We start from the raw sequence: 22,188 nt of genomic DNA, 5'->3' as shown, positions 1-22,188 counted from the left end.
ACCGCACAAGGTAATGAAAGATCACAAACACCGCCGGTCTTGTCGGCGGTCATCGACACACGATCTCCAGTAGCCAAAAGAGGAACACATGCGTATCAGCGATTGGTTAAGAGTTGGCTTAGGTATGTTCGTCGTCGCATTCGGCGCCAACGCCTTTGCTCCACTGATGGTTTCCTACCGCCTGGAAGCCGGGCTTAGCGACGGCCAGGTGACAGCTTTCCTCGCCATCTACATCGTGGGCCTTATCCCCGCTCTGATCATTGGTGGCCCGCTATCAGATACCTACGGTCGCCGTGCGCTGATTCGCCCCGCACTGGTGCTCTCCTTTTTCGGTTCCGCAGTTTTGGCACTCGGTGCTTTCGGCCCGGCATTTTTCATCGGCGCTGGCCGCTTCATCACCGGTCTGGCTACCGGCCTGGTTATGGCCTCCGGCGCAGCCTGGCTGAAGCAGCTATCAGCTGGACCTTCAATCCAGGGTGCGCGCCGCGCGACCATCGCTCTTACTTCCGGTTTTGCTGGCGGACCTCTGGTGGCGGGTCTAGTTGCTGAGTTTTTACCAAAGCCTGATTTGTTCCCCTACCTGCTGCACCTAGTACTAGTAACTCTCATTACTCCGCTGGTATGGAACACCCCGACGGTTACTACTGGTAGTTCCGGCAAGGGCAAACTGTTTGCCAGCCAGGTAGCCACCAAGCGTTTTTGGCTTACCCTAGGCTTGTCCGGTCCGTGGGTATTCGGTGCGGCTTCAACAGCCTTCGCGGTCAACACTCGTTTGCTGGAAGCACAGATGGACTACCCGGTCGTCTACACCGGCTCGATCGCTTGTTTGGCTATGGTCTTCGGCAATCTGATTCAGCGGTTCGTTGGCACCTCGCGCACCTACCCGCCAGCGGTCTATGGTCTGTCACTGATCATCGTTGGCATGCTGTGTTCAATCTGCGTTGCCCTCTGGCAAGATTCCATCGTTGGTGTCATCTTCGGGTTGCTAGCGACTATCCCGCTGGGTTTCGCCTACGGCATCCTCATGTCGTCGGGACTACAGGAAGCACAGCGTCAAGCCCCAGACGAAGAACTGGGTGCCGCCAGCGCGTCGTTCTATTCGTTGACCTATATCGGCTTCGTCTTCCCGTTTGTCATCTCTATTTTGGGGCCAGCAATTGGTTACATCATGTGCTTCGCATTTGGTATCGCAATGGCATTGTTCACCATCTTCATGGTGTTACGCTTCGACGGTCGGTTTTTCAAAAAATCCCGGCGGCGGGCACAGAAAGCCCCAGAAACCACGAATATAGCCCGCAGCTAGGTGCACGCGCGGCTTGCTCTGACGGGCCGCGTTAAAATGAGCACTATGACTGCCCCGCGTGCTCCGTTTTTCCCCGCTGACCGTTCCATTCGTGCCGAAGAAGCCCTAGAGATTCAAAAGCTAGGAACCGTGGATTACCAAGAAGCTTGGGAGCTGCAAGCGAAATTAGCCAAGCAACGTGCCGACGGAGAGATTCCGGATCAACTGTTATTTCTCGAGCACCCGGATGTCTACACCGCTGGCAAAAGAACCCAACCTTCCGATATGCCCACTAATGGCTTGCCGACGATCAAGGTCGACCGCGGTGGCCGCATAACGTGGCACGGTCGCGGGCAATTAGTCGTCTACCCCATCATCAAGCTCGCAGAACCAGTCGATGTAGTCGATTACGTGCGTCGCTTAGAAGAAGCCATCATCGACGCGCTGACTACGTTCGGCACCCAAAAAGTGGGCCGAATTGCAGGCCGCTCCGGCGTTTGGGTTCCGCACAGCGTGTCCGCCGTCGACAAGAGTGCTTCCAGCAGGGACCGCAAGATCGCGGCACTGGGCATCCGCGTCACTCGTGGCGTCACCATGCATGGGCTGTCGCTGAACTGCAATAACTCGCTGGAATTTTATGAGCACATCGTCGCTTGTGGCATTGACGACGCGGATGTCACCACCTTGTCCTTGGAACATGGACGGGAGGTTACTACTGAAGAAATGATCCCACTACTACACAAGTCATTGGTGCGTGCACTGGCCGGTGACTTAGCCGTTAGCGATCACAGTTTGGATAGTTCGCGAGTCGGCCCATCCCCACAATAAGGCACAGCGAACCCTGTTCGTCAGAAGCTACAACAAGGCGTAGGCTGGGGCATTATGAGTGTCACCCCCGAAGGGCGCAAACTGCTGCGCATTGAGAAGCGGAACGCAGAAAATCCTATCGAGAAGAAGCCACGCTGGATCCGTAACCAGGTCCGCAACGGCCCGGAATATAAAGACATGAAGGCCAAGGTCGCCGGCGCAGGCTTGCATACCGTGTGCCAAGAGGCTGGCTGCCCGAATATTCACGAGTGCTGGGAGTCGCGTGAGGCTACCTTCTTGATCGGCGGCGATTTGTGTACTCGCAGGTGCGACTTCTGCGATATTAAAACCGGTAAGCCTGGTTTGTTAGATACCGACGAACCACGCCGCGTAGCGGAAAATATCCGCGAAATGGATCTGAACTACACCACTGTCACTGGTGTTACTCGTGATGATCTGAAGGATGAAGGCGCCTGGTTGTACGCAGAGATTGTGCGGAAGATCCGGGAGTTAAACCCGAATACCGGTATTGAAAACCTAACTCCTGATTTCTCTGGCAAACCGGATCTGCTGCAAGAGGTTTTCGAAGCCGAACCAGAAGTTTTCGCGCATAACCTGGAAACAGTGCCACGCATCTTCAAGCGCATTCGTCCGGCGTTTCGTTATGATCGCTCGCTCGATGTTATTCGTCAGGCACACGATTATGGCTTAATTACCAAGTCCAACCTGATCTTGGGCATGGGCGAGACCGAGCAGGAAGTTCTCGATACCTTGCAGGATCTGCGTGATGCGGGAACCGACATCATCACCATCACGCAGTACCTACGCCCAGGGCCTCTGTTCCACCCAATTGACCGCTGGGTTCGACCAGAAGAATTTGTGGAACATTCCAAGGCCGCCCGCGAAATGGGCTACGGCGCTGTCATGGCTGGTCCGCTGGTGCGTTCCTCCTACCGCGCTGGCAAATTGTATGTGCAGGCGATGCAGGCTCGCGGCCGTGAACTGCCAGAGCGATTGTCTCACTTGCAGGAGACTTCGCAAGGCCCAACCGCGCAGGAAGCTTCTTCCCTGTTAAGCAAATATGGCGCTTCCCAGGAGACCCCGGTAACCACCCGCTAAGGGGCCGTGGATACTAGCTCTTCTACGGAGGAGCACACCCCCGGATAGCAGCGCAGGGGTGTGCTGCTATTCTGCAACGCGCTTCGGGTCTTGCCCGGGGCGCGTTTTCTCGTGGACATTTACTAGTGCGAGTGCTGATTAGTATGAGTGCTGGCAGCGTTTTCTAAATTGATTGACTACCCCCTAAAGTGAGAGACATGGCAAAAGACGACAAGGCGAAGCTGAAAGCCCAAAAGCGCGAGGCAAAACAGGCTAAAAAGGCACAACGCAAACAAACACGCTCGCAAATGTGGCAAGCGTTTAATATGCAGCGTAAGGAAGATAAAGCGCTGATCCCGCTGATGTTGCTGGCGGTAGTTGGCATCGCCGTGGCGTTTTTCTTCATCGGCATGTTGTGGGGCGGCCAGTGGTTTACCTTGCCTTTCGGCATCGTATTAGGTGCTGTCGTGGCCATGTGGATCTTCACCCGTCGTCTGCAGTCCTCGATGTACAAGCGCGTAGAGGATCAACCGGGTGCTGCCGGCTGGACCTTGGATAACCTTCGAAACACCTTTGGCATCGTCTGGTTTAGCAAGCAAGGTGTAGGCATGACGCGTCAGCAGGATTTGCTGCACCGCGTTGTCGGCAACCCGGGCGTGGTTTTTGTCGGTGAGGGCAACCCGAAGCGCTTGGAGAAGATCGTCGACAAGGAACGTCGCCGTATTGATCGCATCGCTGGTGGAGTTCCGGTACATGTGATTTACACCGGCACCGGTGAAGACCAGGTTCCACTCAGCAAACTGCAGCGTAAACTGCTGAAGTTGCCACGTAACTACAGCAAAACTGAGGTCTACGACATCAACGCCCGCATCGAAGCCATGGATGCTGCAGCTGGCCCCGGTGCCGGTATGCCCAAAGGCCCGCTGCCCAGCCAGGCACAGAACCCTTCGGGCATGAACCGCCGCATGCGTCGTATGAACGCGAAAAAGGGAAAATAACTCCAGCTAGTTCGTGCGAATAACGGTGGTTCCTGTCGCACGGTCGTGCATGCCACGGCCGTCGGAATCCACCATCACAGCCGGGAAAAAACATGCGGTAAGCAAGGTGCGCACCACTGCCCGCCATAGGCCGACACGTTCTTCTGCATCAACCCGCGCAACCCCCATGCCGAGCAACATCATGCCTGGGGTGCGGGCAAACAACCAGCCGCACACAATTCCCATAACAATCCAGAGCACATAATTCCACGTGGTGGTTGCTCCTTGGCTCACGTCGCCAAGTCCCAGGCCATAGCGCAAACCAAAAGCCAGCGCCAAGGCAACAAACCAGTCAATAAGCACCGCTAGCGCACGTTTACCCACCGGTGCCATAGATCCGCGACCATGCTGCGGCATGCCAAGTTTTTCGCCTGGCCACCGACTTGGCGCATTGGGATCTTCATTTTCACCGGGAATGGCCGGCCCATCGAGCCAGCTTCGCTTTCTTTCCGCCATGGTCTCTAATCTACAAGCCAGGTTTAGGGCAGCGAAACCAGACAGAACATTCCTCGACTGTCGCTGTCGCTTTCCTTGCCTGTCACTGCCGCTAACGATGCTTGCACCCGCTGCAGTGCTATCGGGCAGTCCCGCTACCGCAGCGTTGCAACCCGCTGGTGAATTTCCCGGCCCATGGCCGCTTGGCCCGCCGCAGTGGGGTGAAATGGGAACGACCCGGTTTCAATACCAGTCAGATCCACCCAGCGTTGTTGTGGTTGTGCACACACGGTGTGCTTGTCGACGTCATCAGGCAACACAAATTCCGCACCATTGCGGTGGGCGGCTTCTGCAAGTGCGTGGTTGAGCTGGTGAGTTACGCTTTGCAACCACGTGCGGTCGGTTCCCGAAATCGCGGCGATTTCTGCACAGTCATCCCAAGCTGCGAGCAAAGGCAAATAGCCTGTCATTATCACCCGCGCCTGTGGGGCCTCGTTTTCGATGGCCTGAAAAACCTGGTCCAAGCGATCAGAAACCACGCCGATTTCGTGCGCTACCTTGCGGTCCAAAAAAGTACTGCAATTGGACGGCTCACCGGTGTGCATCGCTGTCTGGGCACACCACACGAGTTCCCCGAAGCCAATATCATTGCCCCCGATCGTCATTGTAACGAGCTCTACCGGCTGTTCGGTTTCACGCAAAGCATTTAATTGTGCGGGTACTTCTACTCCGCCGGCTTCGCGGGTTTCTGAAAGATTATCAATAATCGCTCCCTGGCAGCTGCGGTCAATAGCAGTACCCGTTCCCAGCAACTCCGCGACTATTGCTGGGTAATTATCCGGCGAGCGCCGGCAAAAATCAGCAACCGGATCATCTGGGCGTTGTGCACCAGCACGCGAGGCCATGGAAGCAAAAGAATCTCCGAGGGCCACATACGTTCCAATTCCATTGGCACCTAAGTGTTCCACTGGATTTGTCTGCTCGTGGGCAGGCGGTTGGCTTTCGGAAGAGGTGATGCTGCATGCAGTCAGCGCTAATGCACTAACCATAAGCCCGACCCAGGTGCCACCAAGCCGGGTATTAGCCATTCCGCTTTGTGAATCCTAAGCGTGGGCGAAAACGAGCCGGGTTTTTCATATGCGCTACTGCATCAGCGATAACCAGCCTGTGGCGGGCCGATACAGACTGTGGCAACTGGGCTACGGAACACCATTGCACAGCAACGGATTCATCGTCAGCAACCACCGGCTGCTGATCGTAGTCTCCGAGCAACCTAGCAGATATCGCGGTGTCCATGAACTGACACACGTCGCCATTGGGGTAGGTTACTGGCCCCACCGCGCCGGAGCCGAGCAAGGCAACTGGTTCAATGTCCAACCCAGTTTCTTCTTTTACCTCCCGCACAGCAGTAGCGTGCGGTTGTTCACCGGGTTCGCATATACCACCAATCGGCGTCCAATCGCCAGTATCGGCACGCTTAACCAACAGCACCGTCGGAACCTCCCAAATGGGAGCATCGGCAGGCACTTCGCGTATCACCACCGTGGTAGTGGCTGGAACCCACAAGGGTGCATTGCCGATATGTTCACGCAGTTGGGTAATAAATTCCGGGGTTGCCATATCCGTATTCTAGCTGGCTTACCAGGTTTCTGTATTCGCCGCAGCCTCGGGCACCACAGCGTTAATGATGCGCTGAAATTCGGTGGCCGGTGTATACGAGACGCTAATGTCTTCCCCGGCACTATCCCCGGCATTGTGCCCGGATTCTTCCAGGTGACACTGGTGTGTGGCCTGCTGCGTAGTGGTGCCGGAAACCAGCCCGACGATGACTTTTTCGCCATTTATTTCGGTATATACCGGCCCACCAGAATCACCAGTGGTCGCACACAAAGCCGCCCGCGCCGAACGCGCATTCAACACCGCGCCATCATGCGTGTTCAGCTTGCCTAGTGCCTGAGACGCCGTGGTGTGCCCGCACGTGGTGCCCGTGATCCTGCCATTCTTGCACACCTGTTCTGGAAGAAAATCAAGCCGTTCCGCGATTGCAGTCGGCATTGGGTGCACCGCAGCATCGGCCCCGCCGGCCAAACTGGCATCGTATGCATTAGCGTTGAGTTCGATAATCGCAACGTCTAAATCTGAAGAATTCAGGGTATACAAATCGGAATAGACAAAAGTACCGATCGGCTCTGCAGGCCAGCGGAATTTATTGTTGCCTTGGCCTGCCCACACCAGGTCGCCTTCGCGCCCACAGTGTGAGGCAGTAACGGCATAACCGGTGCCATTAGCATCAGTAAACGAATACGCAACGGTACAAATGTTGTAATTAAATTGCTCGCCCGGTGCGGGCACATGGGTAGAAATATCAATGGGCGCTCCTGGCGCCAGCGGCGCATTCACTGGATGAATAATCCGAGTTTGCGATTCTGGTTCTCGGGGTAGGCGTTGGTTGTCCGCACCATTGAGTGCGTCGACTCGCGGCGGGGGCGCCAGCCGGGGCTGGGCCGCCGCTTGGTCATAATTACCTGGGGCTTCCTGGACTCCGGATCCCCCCGTAGCACCGCCGTTGCCGCCTGCTTGGTTTAGTTCGCCCGCACCAAAATAGGCAGTGCTGCAAGCCGTGGCGAACAGCACTGGAATGGCTAAAGCTGCCACAACACTGCCCCGCCGTGCGGCAGGGCGCGCTGCGTAACTGTGCTGTTCATGCCCGGTCATAGCTACAGAGTATAACCCGGCGAATACTAATTAACGGACTTCTGTTTGCTCAATCGAAGTACGGATGTAGTCCTTAGCCTTCTCGGCATCGTTCGCTAAATCAACAACCTTCCGGCCACCATCCATAATGCCAGCGAAACGCTGTGGCATCGGCGGCGTAGTACCGAGAGCTTCTTCAATAGTTTCGGCGAATTTCACCGGAAGCGCAGTTTCTAAACACACCACGGGGCTGGTGATCTTGTGTTCAGCCACGGCGTCCCACGCGACCTTGATGCCGTCGGCAGTGTGCGGATCGACGACAATGTTGTGGTTCTGCTGTACCTGTGCGATCGTCGCCAAGCGATCCGAGTGCAGCGACCGTCCGGACACAAAACCAAATTCTTCACGTGCGCGAGCGAGCAGATCGTCGGACAGTGCAAAACCTCCGTCCTTAATGCGCTGGCCAAACAACTCTGCCACCTGGGCGGCATCACGATCCAACAGGTCCGCGATGAAGCGCTCGAAGTTTGAGGCCCGGGAAATATCCATCGACGGCGAGGAAGTCTCGTGCGTATCCGCGGCAGAGCGAGGCCGATACTGACCTGTACGGAAGAACTCATCAAGCACGTCGTTTTCATTCGTGGCGACGATCAGCCGGTCGATCGGCAGCCCCATCTGCCGGGCGATGTGCCCTGCGCAAATATCACCAAAGTTGCCCGTCGGCACGCTAAACGACACTTTCTGTGCGTAATCACCGGTTGCTTCAGTGACTTTAATCCAGCAAGAGACGTAATAAACGATCTGTGCTAACAACCGCGCCCAGTTGATGGAATTAACCGCGCCGATGCGGTATTCGCGTTTGAAAGCCTCATCCGCGCTAACGGCCTTGACCACGTCCTGGCAGTCGTCAAAAACTCCATCCAGCGCAATATTGAAAATATTCTCATCATCCAGCCCGAACATCTGGGCCTGCTGGAACGGGCTCATCCGGCCTTTCGGGGTCAACATGAATACACGGATGCCTTGACGTCCACGCATAGCGTATTCCGCCGAGGATCCAGTATCGCCCGAGGTCGCCCCCAGAATATTCAGCGTGGTTTCCCGCCTCGCTAGCTCATACTCAAACAGCTCTCCAAGCAGCTGCATAGCCATGTCTTTAAACGCCGCGGTTGGGCCTTCAGACAAATGGCCGATATAAAACTGCTCATCTAGTTTGGTCACCGGCACAATTTCTTCGTGCGCAAACTTTTCTGTGTTGTAGGCCCGGCGCGCCATGGCTTCGAGTTCGTCGGCAGGAATGTCGTCGACGAATAACTGCAAAATTTCTGCTGCAAGCCCTGCGTATCCACTACTGCGGGAAACTTCCCGCAGATTCGCTAAGGTTTCTGCATCCAGCTGGGGGTACTGCGTAGGTAAGTAAAGCCCGCCGTCGGCTGCGAGGCCACCGAGCAAAATATCGGTAAATTGAGCGGGTTGTGCCTGGGTGTCACGAGTTGAAATATAATCCACGAGTTTCATCTTAGCGTCTACCTACAATGACTTGTATGGAAAATCACGCTTCACCGGCTTCTCATTCAGGAGCTTCACGCTCGGGGTATTCTCACCCGGAAGCTAGCCGCCCTCAAGCCTCCGCCACAGAAGCTGTCCCACCTGGTTCTGCCTTAAGCGGCACCTCCCGCGCCGAGATATCCCGGACTGGTGGCTCGGCACCGCACCCCCGCGAGGTAGTCACTCGCCGGGCATTGGTGGTCTGGGTAGCTGGCGTGGCGTGTTACATAGTCGCGATCACAGGTCGCACCTCCTTTGGCGTAGCCGGTGTAGAAGCCATTGCGCGTTTCGATGTGGATGCCTCACGCATCGCGGTTTTCGCGGCAGTGCAATTAGGTGTGTACGCCTTAGCGCAAATTCCCACTGGGCTGGGTATCGATAGGTTTGGCCCGCGTGCGATGGTTATGTTTGGTGCGGTAGTCATGGGGTTGGGGCAGTTTCTGTTGGCTTTGACGACGTCCTATCCGCTGGCGATTGTTGCTCGCGTATTGATCGGCGCCGGTGATGCCTCGGCGTTTTTGGCTGTCATGCGGTTGCTTCCCTATTGGTTCCCTTTGCGCAAGACGCCGTTGTTCACGCAGTTGACCGGCGCGATTGGGCAGACAGGCCAGTTTATTTCCGCTGTGCCATTTTTGGCTTTGCTCGGTAGCGCTGGTTGGACGGGCGCTTTTGTGACCTTGGGTGCGACCAGCATTTTGCTTGCTGGCTTAGCGGGCTTGGCCATTAAAGATCTTCCCGATGTAGATCGGCACGCAGCGGATGCGTCGGAATACGGTACGGCTGCTAGCGGGCGCGATTCGTTGCGCGCCCGCATGCGTATGCTGCTTCGCACACCAGTTGCCTGGCAGGGTTTTTTCATGCACTATTCCTGCCTAATGTTTCAGCTGGTGTTTTTGATGATGTGGGGTTTCCCATTGATGACACTCGGAATGGGGCTCAGCGCACAACAGGCCGGTGCGGTCTTGGCAATTAACACCGTCGTCACCGTGTTTTCTGGGCCGTTGCATGGCATCTTCTCTGCCCGTATCGGCGCTGCCAGACACTGGGCGGTTGTGGGTTTTTCTGTCACGATCGTGCTCACCTGGGTGGTGTTTTTCGCCAGCACTACGCCGCGGGGGCTAGCCGCCATCGTGGTGGTTAACGTGATTGTGGCTTTGTGCGCGTCTTCAGCTAATTATGGTTTCGATAACGTGCGCGAGGGAGTATCCCGCGAAGTTGTGGCTACTGCTACTGGTTTAGCTAATATGGGTGGTTTCCTGGCCGGAATGGCGGCATCGCAGGGGATCGGCGTTGTTTTGGATATTTCTTCTGCTGGTGGTGAATACACCTGGGGTGATTTTCAGGTTGCGGCCTTAGCCGCTGGTGTGGTGTGGGCCGTCGGCGTTATTGGGTTGTTGGTTGCTTCTGCATGGCGGAAGTATCCGGGGCCTGCGCATCGGATTCTGCCCCACCGATTGCGTGCTCTGCGATCGCACTAGTGGGCGCATCGATCAAACCCAGGTCAAAGGTATAAAGCACTCGGTCTCGGTCCACATAGGAAATTTCGCTGCGCTCTACCGCTTGGTTCAGAATATTTTCGAGAACGATTCGCATGGCAGCACGGTTTTCGTTGTGCACGGTGATGGTGATGTCCGGCCGGTCAGAAGACGTGGCAAGTTCCATGGGCAGCCCCAATGCAGAGGCAAGCTCAGAAAGCCGGTTGGTATAGATTTCTGCCGATATTTCCCCGTTCGGGGTGGCCGCGAAACTGCTGCCAGCAGTTGCATCATCGTCGAACGGGTGTGGCTGATCAGTTAGCATCGCACCGACGGTACGCCCGCTGCGTTGCTCGTCGTTGTGTAAAGCGAATTGCCATGCAAAGACGCCAGCGACGACGGTCACTAGACCGATTACACCCCAGACCCAACGTGTGCTTGTTTTGGGCTTCTGTGTAGGTGCTTGTTGTTGTGGCATTTGGGTAATCTTCCTTGATGCATTTTCACCAATAACGATTCGACATCGTTTAGTCTAACCAGGTTATGTGACTGCAACAGTAGATATTCCTGTCAGTTTGCTAGGTATATCACATTATTTAGCCACCGGAAACAGCTATCTCCAGCTGCACTGGTGGCAGCACCTAGTTACAGGTTTGCTGGGATGCAGTTTTTTGATATACGCAGGGCCTATTCGTATTCATAAGAGTCTGGTTCACCCCAGAAAACTTGGTCAACGACCCGGCGCGCGTGTCTGGTTGCCTTCAGATAAGCCTCGAGGAATTCTTGGTTTTCTTCCGGCGCCCATCCGGCAACACCAGCAACTTGGGCCAGGTGGTTGCCGGGTTGTGGCAATTGGTCGACGCGTTTGCCACGCACCAACACCAGCGCGTTGCGGGCATTCGTAGCCATCAACCACGCTTCCCGTAGTTGTGTGACTTCCTTAGCGCTTAAGATTACGCAATCGCGCAAAGCATCGAGTGCGTCTAACGTTGAGGGGGTGCGTAGTTCGTGGTGTTCTGCGCCGTGCATCATGATCAGTAATTGCACAGTCCATTCCACGTCCGTTAATCCACCTCGGCCGAGCTTGGTGTGAGTATTACGGTCGGCTCCGCGCGGCAGGCGTTCATTATCCACGCGAGCTTTGATTCGGCGAATCTCGCGAATTGTGGCATCAGAAATTCCGCTTGCCGGGTAGCGGAAATCGTTAATCATCTCGATAAATTCCGCCCCGACTTCGGGGTCTCCAGCCACCACATTTGCTCGTAGCAGGGCTTGGATTTCCCAGGCTTCACCCCACTGCGAATAATAGCGTCGGTACGAAGAAATGCTGCGCACCACCGCCCCGCTGCGACCTTCTGGGCGCAGCCCAAGGTCTACCTCCAACGGTGGATCCCCGGAGGGTTTCGCCAGCCGAGCACGCAGCTTGTCGACGATTTTTTTCGCCCAGGCCATCGCCTCAGTCTCATCCTCGCCTTCGGCTGGCTCGGCCACCATGAGGACATCTGCGTCTGAGCCAAAACCAAGTTCTTGGCCTCCCAACCGGCCCATGCCGATCACTGCAATGCGCGCAGGTGGTTCTTCTCGGTCCATCTCACGTAGGCTGGCGCGGACTTCCGCGCGGATTGCTGCTTCTAGTACCGCGTCCCAAATCAAGGAAAGTTCCCGGCACACGCGTTCTACCGGCATGAATCCAAGCTGATCTGCTGCAGCAATACGCGCTAGCTCAACACGCCTTAAGGATCGCGCCACCGCGACCGCCTTGTCTGGGTCCGCGTGGCGTTTCGACGAGTTTACTAGCGATTTCGACACCTGCTGTGGGTTAGTGTCTAAGAACTTCGGTCCGTTCGCACCGTCGGAAAGCAGCTTCACGGTATCCGGCGAATTGATAATGAGTTCTGCCGTGTATGGCGAATTTCCGAGGATCGACATCAAGCGCTTGCCGACGATTCCTTCATCGCGCAACATGCGCAAAAACCAAGCCCTATCGAATGCCGCATCCGATAGTTTGCGATAGTTCAACAACCCGGCATCAGGATCGGCGGTTTCTCCGAGCCACTCCATCAGCCCAGGCAGTAAAATCGACTGGATGCGGGCTTTTCGGGAGCTACCTGATGCCAGCTTGGTGAGGTGGTCAAATGCGCGCCCTGGGTGTCGGTAACCGAGGGCGGAGAGTTGCAGCTTCGCCGCTGCCGGGGACAGCCGCAGTTCTTCGGCGGACATGGAGGCGACGGCATCCAGCAGCGGCCGGTAAAACAGGCGCGAATGCAGTTCGGAAATGCGCAGGCGGACTTTGCGCAGGTGGTTCACCATTAAGTCATAGGATGATTTCGCGCCGTGGGCATCGAAGCCGGCCGCGCGTGCCAGCCAACGCAAAGCCTCTGTGTCGTCATCGGCAGGCATCGTGTGCGTGCGACGAAAGCGCTGTAATTGCAGGCGGTGTTCCAGCAGCCGCAAAAATTCGTAGGCCTCGATGAGTTGCCAGGAATCTTCGCGCCCAATATAGCCGGCGTTTTTCAGAGCATCTAAAGCTTCCACTGTGGATAAAACCCGCAAACGCTCGTCAGAGCGTCCGTGCACCAGCTGCAGAAGTTGCACCGCAAACTCCACGTCGCGCATGCCGCCGGTGCCAAGTTTCAGCTCACGGTTGCGCATGTCTTTCGGCACGTTGGCTAGGACCCGACGACGCATTGCTTGCACGTCTTCGACGAAGGAATCACGCTCCGAGGCAGTCCAGACCATCGGCCGGATGGCGTCCTCGTAGCGACGCCCCAGTGGTAGGTACCCTGTTTGTGCACGGGCTTTCAGCAATGCTTGAAATTCCCAGGTTTCTGCCCAGCGGCGATAATAAGAAATATGTGAATCTAAAGTGCGTACGAGCGCGCCTGATTTGCCCTCCGGGCGCAAGTTGGGGTCGACTTCGAAAAACGCGGCTGAGCCAATGCGGTTAAATTCTGCCGCCAGCCGGGTGGCTTTATTGCTCGCAGGCTCGGCGACGAAGATGACGTCGACATCTGAGATGTAATTCAGCTCCTGCGCACCGCACTTCCCCATCGCGATCACGGCCAAGCGGGCGTCGACGGGTGTAGCCTTTTTTGCGGTGGTTTTCCTTGCCCCTGGCCCTGTCCCGGCAGCTGTCCGGGCCGCCGTCTGCGTCGTCTCCGTCGCCGAGTGGCTTCCGGATGTTTTGTCATCTGCATTTTCCGTGGGGTCCGTGGGGTACGGCCCGTAGACTTCCGCGACTGCAACCGCAAGTGCAGCAGTCAAAGCCGCATCCGCCAAACGCGACAGCGCACCGGTAACCGTGCTAAATAACAGTTTTGGTTGCGGCTCAGATTGCCCTTTACGGGCGAAATAACTGCCAGCGAGATCATGCGCGGCGATCCGAAGCATCAGCGTTCGATAAGCATCGCGTAGCGCAGAAACCGCCTCACTGCCAGTCACCGACGCCCGGTAAGTTCCTGGCGTCGTGAGATCTTTACTGGCCGGGTCGTCTTCCACTGATTCGAGCTCAGCAAAATCTGCGACGTGCGCGCCCACCGATCCCAACATCTGCTGGAACATTTCGTGTTCTTCCGGCAATGGTTTCGTCAACTCTTGCCAAGTCTCCGGGTGTGCGGCAAGGTGATCGCCTAACAAAGTGGATCCACCTAGCAAGGCGAAAAACCGCACGCGCAATGCTTCATCTTCACACAGGCGTGCGGTCAGTTCGGCGCCATCGTCGGCAAGGTTGCCTGCCATGCGCATGAGTGTATTCAGCGCAAGGTCTTGGTCGGACGCTGCAGCCAAACACCATAAAAGCGTGGTGTGGTCGGGATCGTTCCACCCCAGCCATGCAATATCTTCGCTAGCTTTCGGGCTGGAAAGACCCAGTGTGGCAATCGAGGGAATAGATGGGCGGTTCGAAGTCACAGTATCGCTCAGATCTTCGGGGTTAAATGTTGAGGTTGTTGTGGAGCTCGAAAGGAGTGATGTGTTCCTGATACGCGCGGAATTCTTGCCACTTGGACCGCAAGAAGAATTCGAAGACGTTCTCGCCTAACACTTCTGCCATGAAATCAGACTTTTCGAGTTTGCGCAGAGCATGGTCCAAAGAATTCGGCAAATCAATATAGCCCATCGCCCGGCGTTCGCGGCGCGTGAGCTCTTGCACGTTATCTTCGGCTGGGTCTCCCAGTTCATAGCCTTCCCTGATGCCGCGCAACCCAGCAGCCAGCAACACTGAATAGGCCAAATAAGGGTTTGCGGAAGAATCCAGGCTGCGGATCTCAACCCGACGTGACTCCGGCTTGTTCAACCGGTACGTGGGCACGCGCACCATTGCAGAACGGTTAGACACACCCCAGGTTGCTGCGCCAGGGGCTTCTTTGCCGAACATTAGCCGCTTATAGGAATTCACCCATTGGTTGGTCACCGCGGTGAGCTCTGGCGCATGATGCAAAATACCAGCGATGAACTGCTTGGCCGTCGTCGACAAGCAGAATTCGTCATCGGGATCGTGGAAAGCGTTGCTGTCTCCTTCAAACAAGGACATGTGGGTATGCATGCCCGAGCCGGTCCAGTCTTTGTGCGGTTTGGGCATAAACGTCGCTCGTGCGCCCTGCTGTTGGGCTACCTTCTTGATCAGATAACGGAAGGTCATGATGTTATCCGACATGGTCAGCGCGTCGGTGTGGCGTAGGTCAATTTCTTGCTGCCCCGGGCTGGTTTCGTGGTGCGAAAATTCAGTAACGATGCCAAGGTTTTCCAGCATCTGAATAGCAGTACGCCGGAATTCTGGTGCCAGGTTCATCGTCGACTGGTCGAAATAACCACCGTTGTCGGTCGGCTGCAGATCAGCTGGATCGTCGGTCTGTTGCAGCAGATAAAACTCAATCTCCGGGCCTACCATGCAGGTAAAACCGTCATCCGCGGCCTCCTGCACTTGGCGACGCAAAATATAGCGCGGATCCACCAGCGACGGGCTGCCATCGGGCTGGACGATATCGCAGAACATGCGCGCTGTCAGCAACGATTCATTTTCGCTTTCCGAAGACATGATCTTGAACGTCGAAGGGTCGGGCATCGCAATAGTGTCGGATTCAGCCACACGCGAAAACCCTTCCACGGAGGAACCATCGAAGCCGACGCCCTCCTCAAACGCATTTTCCAGCTCGGCCGGTGACATATCCACGGATTTCAGTGCGCCGGTGATATCGGTAAACCACAGGCGGATAAAACGAACATCGCGTTCTTCAACCGTGCGCAAGACGTAATCGTGTTGGCTGTTCATGAGTCCCAGTCTAGGCAACCGCGGTCACATTGGGCGGGGCGAAAGTCTCTTCTGAGAATTATTTCTCCCAAGCTGCAGGCTGGCCCCAGTCGTCATCGTCTTCTTCTGCCTCATCAGCAGCGTCGTTTCGCTTCCGCGCAATCTCGAACGCATTTTCGGCCAATTCTTTACTGTCATACGGGCCCATGCGATCATTCCACCCAGCGACTTTACCTTCGGTCACCTCCCCAGTAGAGGGGTTGAAAAACCATTGTTCATCTGCGTGTGCCATGTTTTAGTGCTGCTCCTTCATTCGAGTTCCCGGCCATTAGCTTTGCTGCGTAGACAAAAGCCAGAACCATGCCTATTCAGTATAAATCTGACTACCCACCGACACAGCTAAACAGGTAAAATCGCCCGAGATTGCCGAAAACGGATGTGTCCATATCGATATTCTCGATCGGTATTTTCGATTTTCGGTTCGCTATTCCCGATTTCCAAGGAGTTTTCTTCCCCCATGCCACATGCGCCCCAGACGAACGGTTCACCTGACGTTTCACTGACCGTTTCTGCAGCCGCATGGCACACAGAACTCCATGGTTGTGCCCCAACCTGGCAAGCCGACGCCCCCGCCACCTGGTCACTGATCGGAGAGCACGTCGATCACGCAGGCGGCGTCGTACTCATGAGTCTGGCCGCGCAGCGCGCCGCAGTTGCGGTATCTGCCCGCGAGGACCAGCAATTCGTGGTGAACTTTCGCCGCTGCTGGCTTACCGACGGCTCCACCACGCAGGCGTCCACAACCATGGATGAGGTCGCCGAACTGTATTCCCAACAACAACCGGGCATTGATGAATCCGGTAAGCCAACTACCCCACCACTGCCGCGCGGCGGATTGGCCGAGCGCTTAGGCGGGATCGTCTGGATGATGGTGCAGCGCCAACTACTTTCTCGCGAAACCAACGGCATGAATATCACGGTGTTGTCTGAAATCACCCCAGATTCGGGCTTAGGTGAATACGCTGCTATTGATTCCGCTTTAGCGCTGGCATTGCAAGCAAAAACAGCTGATATTGACGAAGCCCCGCTGCGAGCACGGTTGGCGGAAATCTGCGGGCAGGCCGGCGAGGTGTTTTCCAGCACCGCCACCTTACGTGCACGGTATTCCACAGCCCTGCGTGGAGCTGCTGCACAAATCTCTGTGCTGGATTATGCCGATGGTTCACTCACCAAAGCAGTGCACCCGGTGACGCGAGAATTAGCAGCCTTTGCGGTGACAGTCCCACAGGATACCGAGTCGTCCGACCAGTCCGACGAAATCCGTTCCCGCCACCGGTTTGTGGAGTCCGCCCAGCATGCATTTGGTGCACAGTCGCTGCGGCTGCTTCCCGACGCCCCTGCGCGCGTTACGCAATGGTTGTCCGCGGTGCACAAGGTACATGGCACCGACGGTGTCCCGGAGCTACATGAGTCGCGCACCTGGTTGGATTTCCACGAAGCGGAAACTGAGCGTGCTCAACAGTTTGCACACGCGCTTCGTTCGCAGCGTTCCCGGGATATTTGGCCATTGCTGCACAGCTCACAGCAGGCTTTACAAGATGATTACACGCTCGATGCTGCCATGGAACTGGCGCAGTTGTGTCAGGTTCGTGGCGCAATCGCCGCGCGGGCGGCTGCTGCGGGAACCTCCAAGGCCGTGATCGCCTACGTCGACAAGAAAAAAGCCGACAACTTCGCGCATGATCTCAGCGCTGATGGCTTGGTGGTCACGCGCTTGTTGCCGGGCGAAGTCGCCAAAATAGTGAGTGAATGAGCCAGCCTATAAGCCGGATTCTGTCCCGCACCGTGGTGGTGCGTGGGCGATCATCCATCTGGGCCGACCATTGCTGGTGACCTCAAGCAGCTACCTTCGAATATCGGGCGAGCAGCCCTCAAGCATTCGAGCAGGCACGCACCGTGGCGCGCCGTGATGCCTTGCTCCCAATGGGGTTTACCTAGCCACGCCAGTCACCTGGCATGCTGGTGCGCTCTTACCGCACCCTTTCACCCTCACCGCCGGAAGCGTCGCGAGTGCTCGCAGCGTTCCCGGTGGCGGTCTACTTTCTGTTGCACTTGCCCGCAGGTTGCCCTGGGTTGCTGTTAGCAACCATCGTGCTCTGTGGAGTCCGGACTTTCCTCGACTTTCACTTACGCCACACGGTTGTCAGCGTAGTTTGTCAGCCGCGATCGCCCGGCCAGCTCATTCACTCGCTCCATCTTCGTCGATAGTCGCGCACCTGTGCAAATGTGCAGTGTTTGGCTGCAACTTGGCCTTGCCCGACGCTTGGCACACGTTGTTTCAACGTTTTAGTCGTAGCGGATGACTTTTCGCCCGTCGATGCTGCCGTCGTGCAGCTGCTTGAACACATCATTGACATCATGGATGCTGCATTCACTGACATCTGGTTTCACCTTGCCACGAGCATAGAAGTCGATCGCTTCGGCAAGGTCCTGGCGAGTGCCGACGAGTGAGCCGCGGATCGTCAATCCTTTTAACACAATATCGAAAATGGATGCTGGAAATTCCCCTGGCGGTAGACCATTGAAGACGATGGTTCCGCCACGTTTGGCCATCTCGATCGCTTGCCCGAATGCATCAGGGTGCACAGCGGTAACCAGTACCCCATGACTGCCACCTGCGGTGTAATCCTGCACCGCCTGCACAGGGTCCACTTCGCGGGCGTTGACGGTGAATTCTGCCCCGTGACGTGTCGCGAGTTCCAGTTTAGAATCAGAAATATCCACGGCAATTACACGCATGCCCATCGCGTCGGCGTATTGCACGGCTAGGTGCCCCAGACCGCCGACTCCGGAGATCACGACGAACTGGCCAGGCTTGGTTTCAGTCATTTTCAGACCTTTGTATACGGTCACACCCGCGCAGAGAATCGGCGCGACTTCTACCGGGTCACTACCATCCGGGATGCGCGCGCAGTATCGCGTGTCGACGAGCATGTATTCGCCGAAGCTGCCATCGACGGTATAGCCGCCATATTCTGCATTCACACAGAGGGTTTCCCATCCGGTTAAACAGGATTCACATTCGCCGCATGCGGACCAGAGCCAAGCGTTGCCAACGAGGTCGCCTTCTTTGACGAATTGTTCGCCCGGCCCCAGCTTGACGACGCGCCCTACGCCTTCGTGTCCTGGAATAAACGGTGGTGTTGGTTTCACTGGCCAATCGCCTTCTGCGGCGTGCAGGTCGGTGTGGCAGATGCCGGAGGCTTCGAGTTTCACGAGTGCTTGGTGCTCGCCGGGTTCTGGTAGGGCGGATTCGCGAACTGTGACGTTAGGGCCGAATTTCTCTACGACTGCTGCTGTGAACTCTTTCGGTGTATGGGTGGGCTGTGTTGCTCTAGTTGGTGCAGACATTGCTCTCCTCCTTTGGTTAGCGAACATTATGCTTGCCATTTTTCAGTATAGAAACAAAATCTTTAAATGTGAAGTGAATCACTTATCGGATATTGTTTTCAATTCTTCCCCCATGCGTCGCCGTCAACCAAGCAGGATTTCGTTTGCTCCAAGCACTAAGCTGAAAATAATTCGATCGCAACGAAATCTAACGACTATGAATCTTTCCGGCTCACAGAATCTTTTCGGCTCACACTCAGTCCCCTACCTCGCCGGCATCGTCGCCATCCCGATGATTCTCGCTGGCTGCAGCCCCCAGGATTCCGCCCCTGCGCCCAGCCACACCACCGAAAGCACGATCCAATCAAGCGCGCCGGAAACAGATCACGGGATCCACGATGTATTGACTATCGCTGTTGCTGAGATCACCGCTCAATTTGGTGGGAGCCTCGACATCGCGGCTTATACTGCCGACGGACCTGTTTCCGCTGGCGACAACACTGCACGTCCTGCCTGGTCCAGCAGCAAAGTGCCGTTAGCCATCGCTGCGCTTAATCGCGATCCAAGCTTAGAGCCTGACGCCGCCGCTGCCATCACAGTCTCCGATAACGCAGCGGCAACGCGTTTGTGGCAGTCACTCGGCACCCCTGAGCAAGCAGCCCAGGCAGTCTCTGCGGTCATTGCACAATCTGGCGTGCATGTGGACGTCCCTGTGGTGCCTCCCCGACCAGAATTTTCCGCCTTCGGACAAACCGCATGGACACCTGTGCAGCAAGCGCAATTTGCCGCGTACCTACCGTGTATCGCAGGATCGGAAACTGTCCGCTCCATGATGGGCGCTGTCGTTCCCGCGCAGGCCTATGGCCTAGGACGCTTAGCTATCGAGTTCAAGGGAGGCTGGGGACCAACCACCCCCTCAGGGGCCTATGAAGTCCGGCAGCTAGGTTTGTTGGCTGGGAAGAATGCTGCTGACAATGGCGTCATCGGTCTCGCACTCACGGCAGAAGCCGCCGACGGTTCCTACGAGACCGCTCAGCACATGCTCGATGCAGCAGCCGAAAAATTACCGCCGCTGCTTGACAGCCTTCCAGGGACCACCTGCACAAAAAATTAGCGCCGCAAATGCGCAGTTTCGTTCACGCTGAGTACCGCAGATGCCACGGGCGAGTTCTCATCATAAAACTTGACGACGCCAATGCTGGCAAGATCCAAAAACAGGTGACTAAACGTCGCAGGCCCAGCATTCAACGCCTGGCGGGTCAACGATTTAATCGGATTCACGTGGCTGACCACCGCAATGGTTTTACCAGGGTGCTTGGCGACGAGTTGTTTCCGGAATTCTCGTACGCGGCGATGCACCTGCGCGAGTGACTCCCCTGCTGGTGGTGCTAACGACGCATCTGTCACCCAGGCATCGTGCAGCTCCGCATCGTCATCCTGGGCCTGTTGGAAGGTCAGCCCTTCCCATTCGCCAAAGTTTGCTTCGATCAACGCATCGTGCGTTTCTAACTCGGCACCGGTTTTTTCCGCGATCTTTTTCGCTGTCACCTGACACCGCTGCAGTGGAGATGAAACCACCAGGTCAATCACTCCACGCTCAGCAACCGCAGCAGCAGAGTCTTCGGCTTGCTGCTCGCCGACCTCGGTCAGTGCAATATCACTGTGCCCGCAATACCGGTGCTCAGCGGAGTAGGTTGTTTGGCCATGCCGAACCAGAATCAACGTGGTCGGCTGGCAGGTCGCGCCAGTCCACGAGCCGTGTGAGCCCGTACTTGTTGTGTCATCGTCAGAGGAAACAGGGCTTTCACCCGGAACTTCTGTCGGATCTCCACTTTGAGAGTCCGCAGCAGGTTTGGGAGCAGCACCAGCAGCATCACCCCGCTCCACCACGCCCGGCGCGTGTCCTTTAGCTGCAGCATCCATGGCCTCGTTAGACAAGGCATCGGCAACCTTATTGTCGCTACGCCGCACCCAACTAAGATGCACCGCGCCTAACTGTTGCATGAGTTTTTGCGCTTGCAACCCGAGCTGTTTCATATCCGGGTGCTTGATCTTCCACCGGCCATTCATCTGCTCGACGACCAGCCGGGAGTCCATATAAAAATCGACGTCATCCGCCCCCAGCTCCACAGCTGCTTCCAGCCCGCGCAACAAGCCGTGATATTCGGCAACGTTGTTGCTGGCTTTCTTGCCGACGACATAGACGATCTCACGCAGCACGGTTGTGCCATCAGCGGCATAGACCACGGTGCCAGAACCGGCGATACCGGGATTGCCGCGCGAGCCACCGTCTGCATAAATGATCAGCTTCATCGCTGCCTACTCCTTATTTTGCCTGCAACTTATTCTGCCTGGCCGCGTACCAGGAAGGTGCCACAATCTGGGCATTCCGGAACGACATCTGGCTTGGCTCCACGTACCGCGGACTGGTCTGCTGGTGGCAGCTGGATGTAGCAGCCGCCGCAACCACGCCCGGTAAAGCGGGCCACGCCCACACCATTTTCGCCCCGGACTTCGTCATAGGCCGCCAACGCTTCAGGGGCTTGTTCTTGCAGTTCCGCGCGTAATTTCGTGATGTTTTCTAACGGGTCCGGTTCTTCAGTCTTGACAGCATCCGCAGCATCGGCGGCGCGCTCAGCAGCTTCCAGCTCGTTTTTGGCTTGGTCTACCTTTGCTCCGTGCACGTCACGGTTTTGCCGTAACGCGTGGATCTCGTTGTGGGCTTCTTGCAGTTCACTCATCAAATCCGCGATGCGGGATTTTGTGGTGTATTTGTCGTGTTCTAGGTCTTTCCGGATTTCCGGGTCTTGTTCGGTGGCCAGCTGCTTTTTGTTGTCGATATTGCGACGCTTCAGCTTGCGTTCGTCTTGTTGGATGCGCAAGATCTCAGCTTCCATATCGTCCACTGCCATTTGTGCGGCCGCAGCGGCATCCCGCGCGCGTTTGAGCTTGCTGGCTGCTTTATCGGCTTCGGCGCGTTCTGGCGTGACAGACTTGCGCTTAGCTGTGTCACCAGACCCAGCCTGAGCACCAGCGCTGGCTTGCGCGCGTTCCAGGTTGGCCAGTTCCAGTAACTGTTGTTGCTGTTTCGGGGCTAGCTTCATCATCGTGAATCTCCGTGGATCTCCGTTAATTTCCGTATTTTCTTTAGTCGCGTTTATTAGTATTTATGCT

Annotated in this window: 19 protein-coding genes and 1 other RNA gene; 7 read left to right on the top strand and 13 right to left on the bottom strand. The window is 56.3% G+C overall.

Features of this window, described 5'->3' with window-relative positions; all coding sequences use genetic code 11:
- Positions 1–88: 88 nt before the first annotated feature.
- The 4 genes from A5774_RS09130 to A5774_RS09115 all read left to right on the top strand — a co-directional run bounded on the left by A5774_RS09130 (position 89) and on the right by A5774_RS09115 (position 4,185).
- Entirely contained in the window at positions 89–1,303 is a 1,215-nt protein-coding gene (locus tag A5774_RS09130; RefSeq protein ID WP_231892407.1) for an MFS transporter, read from the top strand.
- A gap of 45 nt (positions 1,304–1,348) precedes the next feature.
- Positions 1,349–2,110 (top strand): lipoyl(octanoyl) transferase LipB, encoded by a 762-nt coding sequence (gene lipB, locus A5774_RS09125; protein ID WP_064834506.1) that lies wholly within the window; start codon positions 1,349–1,351, stop codon positions 2,108–2,110.
- A gap of 54 nt (positions 2,111–2,164) precedes the next feature.
- A complete protein-coding gene (gene lipA, locus A5774_RS09120; RefSeq protein ID WP_021353799.1) occupies positions 2,165–3,208 on the top strand; it encodes a lipoyl synthase in 1,044 nt (347 codons plus the stop codon).
- 197 nt (positions 3,209–3,405) lie between these two features.
- The gene (locus A5774_RS09115) at positions 3,406–4,185 is read left to right on the top strand and encodes a DUF4191 domain-containing protein (RefSeq protein WP_023019198.1); all 780 of its coding nucleotides are present in this window, start codon (positions 3,406–3,408) and stop codon (positions 4,183–4,185) included.
- Between the two features lie 6 nt (positions 4,186–4,191).
- Here A5774_RS09115 and A5774_RS09110 read toward each other — a convergent pair whose 3' ends face one another.
- The 5 genes from A5774_RS09110 to thrC all read right to left on the bottom strand — a co-directional run bounded on the left by A5774_RS09110 (position 4,192) and on the right by thrC (position 8,862).
- Positions 4,192–4,680, bottom strand: coding sequence for an RDD family protein (locus tag A5774_RS09110; RefSeq protein ID WP_021353797.1), 489 nt, complete (start codon positions 4,678–4,680; stop codon positions 4,192–4,194).
- Positions 4,681–4,814: 134 nt separating this feature from the next.
- Entirely contained in the window at positions 4,815–5,747 is a 933-nt protein-coding gene (locus A5774_RS09105) for an SGNH/GDSL hydrolase family protein (protein ID WP_064834482.1), read from the bottom strand.
- A complete protein-coding gene (locus A5774_RS09100; RefSeq protein ID WP_064834479.1) occupies positions 5,740–6,279 on the bottom strand; it encodes an NUDIX domain-containing protein in 540 nt (179 codons plus the stop codon). The genes A5774_RS09105 and A5774_RS09100 overlap by 8 nt, the downstream gene beginning before the upstream one ends.
- 18 nt (positions 6,280–6,297) lie before the next feature.
- Positions 6,298–7,374, bottom strand: a complete 1,077-nt coding sequence (locus tag A5774_RS09095) for a trypsin-like serine protease (RefSeq protein WP_082936191.1) — start codon at positions 7,372–7,374, stop codon at positions 6,298–6,300.
- 30 nt (positions 7,375–7,404) lie between these two features.
- Positions 7,405–8,862, bottom strand: a complete 1,458-nt coding sequence (thrC, locus tag A5774_RS09090) for a threonine synthase (RefSeq protein ID WP_064834503.1) — start codon at positions 8,860–8,862, stop codon at positions 7,405–7,407.
- Between the two features lie 35 nt (positions 8,863–8,897).
- On the opposite strand from thrC, the gene A5774_RS09085 reads away from it, so the two are divergent.
- Complete coding sequence (locus A5774_RS09085) at positions 8,898–10,379, top strand: nitrate/nitrite transporter (protein WP_082936190.1); 1,482 nt, start codon at positions 8,898–8,900, stop codon at positions 10,377–10,379.
- On the opposite strand, the gene A5774_RS09080 is transcribed toward A5774_RS09085, so the two are convergent.
- From A5774_RS09080 to A5774_RS09065, 4 genes are all read right to left on the bottom strand, one after another.
- Complete coding sequence (locus A5774_RS09080; RefSeq protein ID WP_064834477.1) at positions 10,285–10,854, bottom strand: hypothetical protein; 570 nt, start codon at positions 10,852–10,854, stop codon at positions 10,285–10,287. The genes A5774_RS09085 and A5774_RS09080 overlap by 95 nt on opposite strands.
- 209 nt (positions 10,855–11,063) lie before the next feature.
- Positions 11,064–14,285, bottom strand: a complete 3,222-nt coding sequence (locus A5774_RS09075; protein WP_064834475.1) for a bifunctional [glutamine synthetase] adenylyltransferase/[glutamine synthetase]-adenylyl-L-tyrosine phosphorylase — start codon at positions 14,283–14,285, stop codon at positions 11,064–11,066.
- 22 nt (positions 14,286–14,307) lie between these two features.
- Complete coding sequence (locus tag A5774_RS09070) at positions 14,308–15,645, bottom strand: glutamine synthetase family protein (RefSeq protein WP_021353789.1); 1,338 nt, start codon at positions 15,643–15,645, stop codon at positions 14,308–14,310.
- 58 nt (positions 15,646–15,703) lie between these two features.
- A complete protein-coding gene (locus A5774_RS09065; protein WP_023019189.1) occupies positions 15,704–15,916 on the bottom strand; it encodes a hypothetical protein in 213 nt (70 codons plus the stop codon).
- Between the two features lie 225 nt (positions 15,917–16,141).
- Here A5774_RS09065 and A5774_RS09060 point away from each other — a divergent pair, with 225 nt between their 5' ends.
- The gene (locus A5774_RS09060; protein WP_064834473.1) at positions 16,142–17,437 is read left to right on the top strand and encodes a galactokinase family protein; all 1,296 of its coding nucleotides are present in this window, start codon (positions 16,142–16,144) and stop codon (positions 17,435–17,437) included.
- Here A5774_RS09060 and rnpB read toward each other — a convergent pair.
- An RNA gene (gene rnpB / locus A5774_RS09055) (RNase P RNA component class A) lies at positions 17,431–17,866 on the bottom strand. The genes A5774_RS09060 and rnpB overlap by 7 nt on opposite strands.
- Positions 17,867–17,970: 104 nt before the next feature.
- Entirely contained in the window at positions 17,971–19,035 is a 1,065-nt protein-coding gene (gene adhP, locus A5774_RS09050; RefSeq protein WP_064834471.1) for an alcohol dehydrogenase AdhP, read from the bottom strand.
- Between the two features lie 196 nt (positions 19,036–19,231).
- Here adhP and A5774_RS09045 point away from each other — a divergent pair, with 196 nt between their 5' ends.
- A complete protein-coding gene (locus tag A5774_RS09045; protein WP_064834469.1) occupies positions 19,232–20,128 on the top strand; it encodes a hypothetical protein in 897 nt (298 codons plus the stop codon).
- Here A5774_RS09045 and A5774_RS09040 read toward each other — a convergent pair.
- Positions 20,125–21,327, bottom strand: coding sequence for a bifunctional RNase H/acid phosphatase (locus A5774_RS09040; RefSeq protein ID WP_027018411.1), 1,203 nt, complete (start codon positions 21,325–21,327; stop codon positions 20,125–20,127). The genes A5774_RS09045 and A5774_RS09040 overlap by 4 nt on opposite strands.
- Positions 21,328–21,356: 29 nt before the next feature.
- A complete protein-coding gene (locus A5774_RS09035) occupies positions 21,357–22,118 on the bottom strand; it encodes a zinc ribbon domain-containing protein (protein WP_064834501.1) in 762 nt (253 codons plus the stop codon).
- Positions 22,119–22,188: the final 70 nt, after the last annotated feature.

The sequence above is a fragment of the Corynebacterium sp. EPI-003-04-2554_SCH2473622 genome, assembly GCF_001665955.1.
In the GTDB taxonomy this organism is placed as follows: Bacteria; Actinomycetota; Actinomycetes; order Mycobacteriales; family Mycobacteriaceae; genus Corynebacterium; species Corynebacterium pseudodiphtheriticum.
Note: the sequence above shows the minus strand (reverse complement) of the source record. Positions and strands in the feature narration are given on the sequence as shown.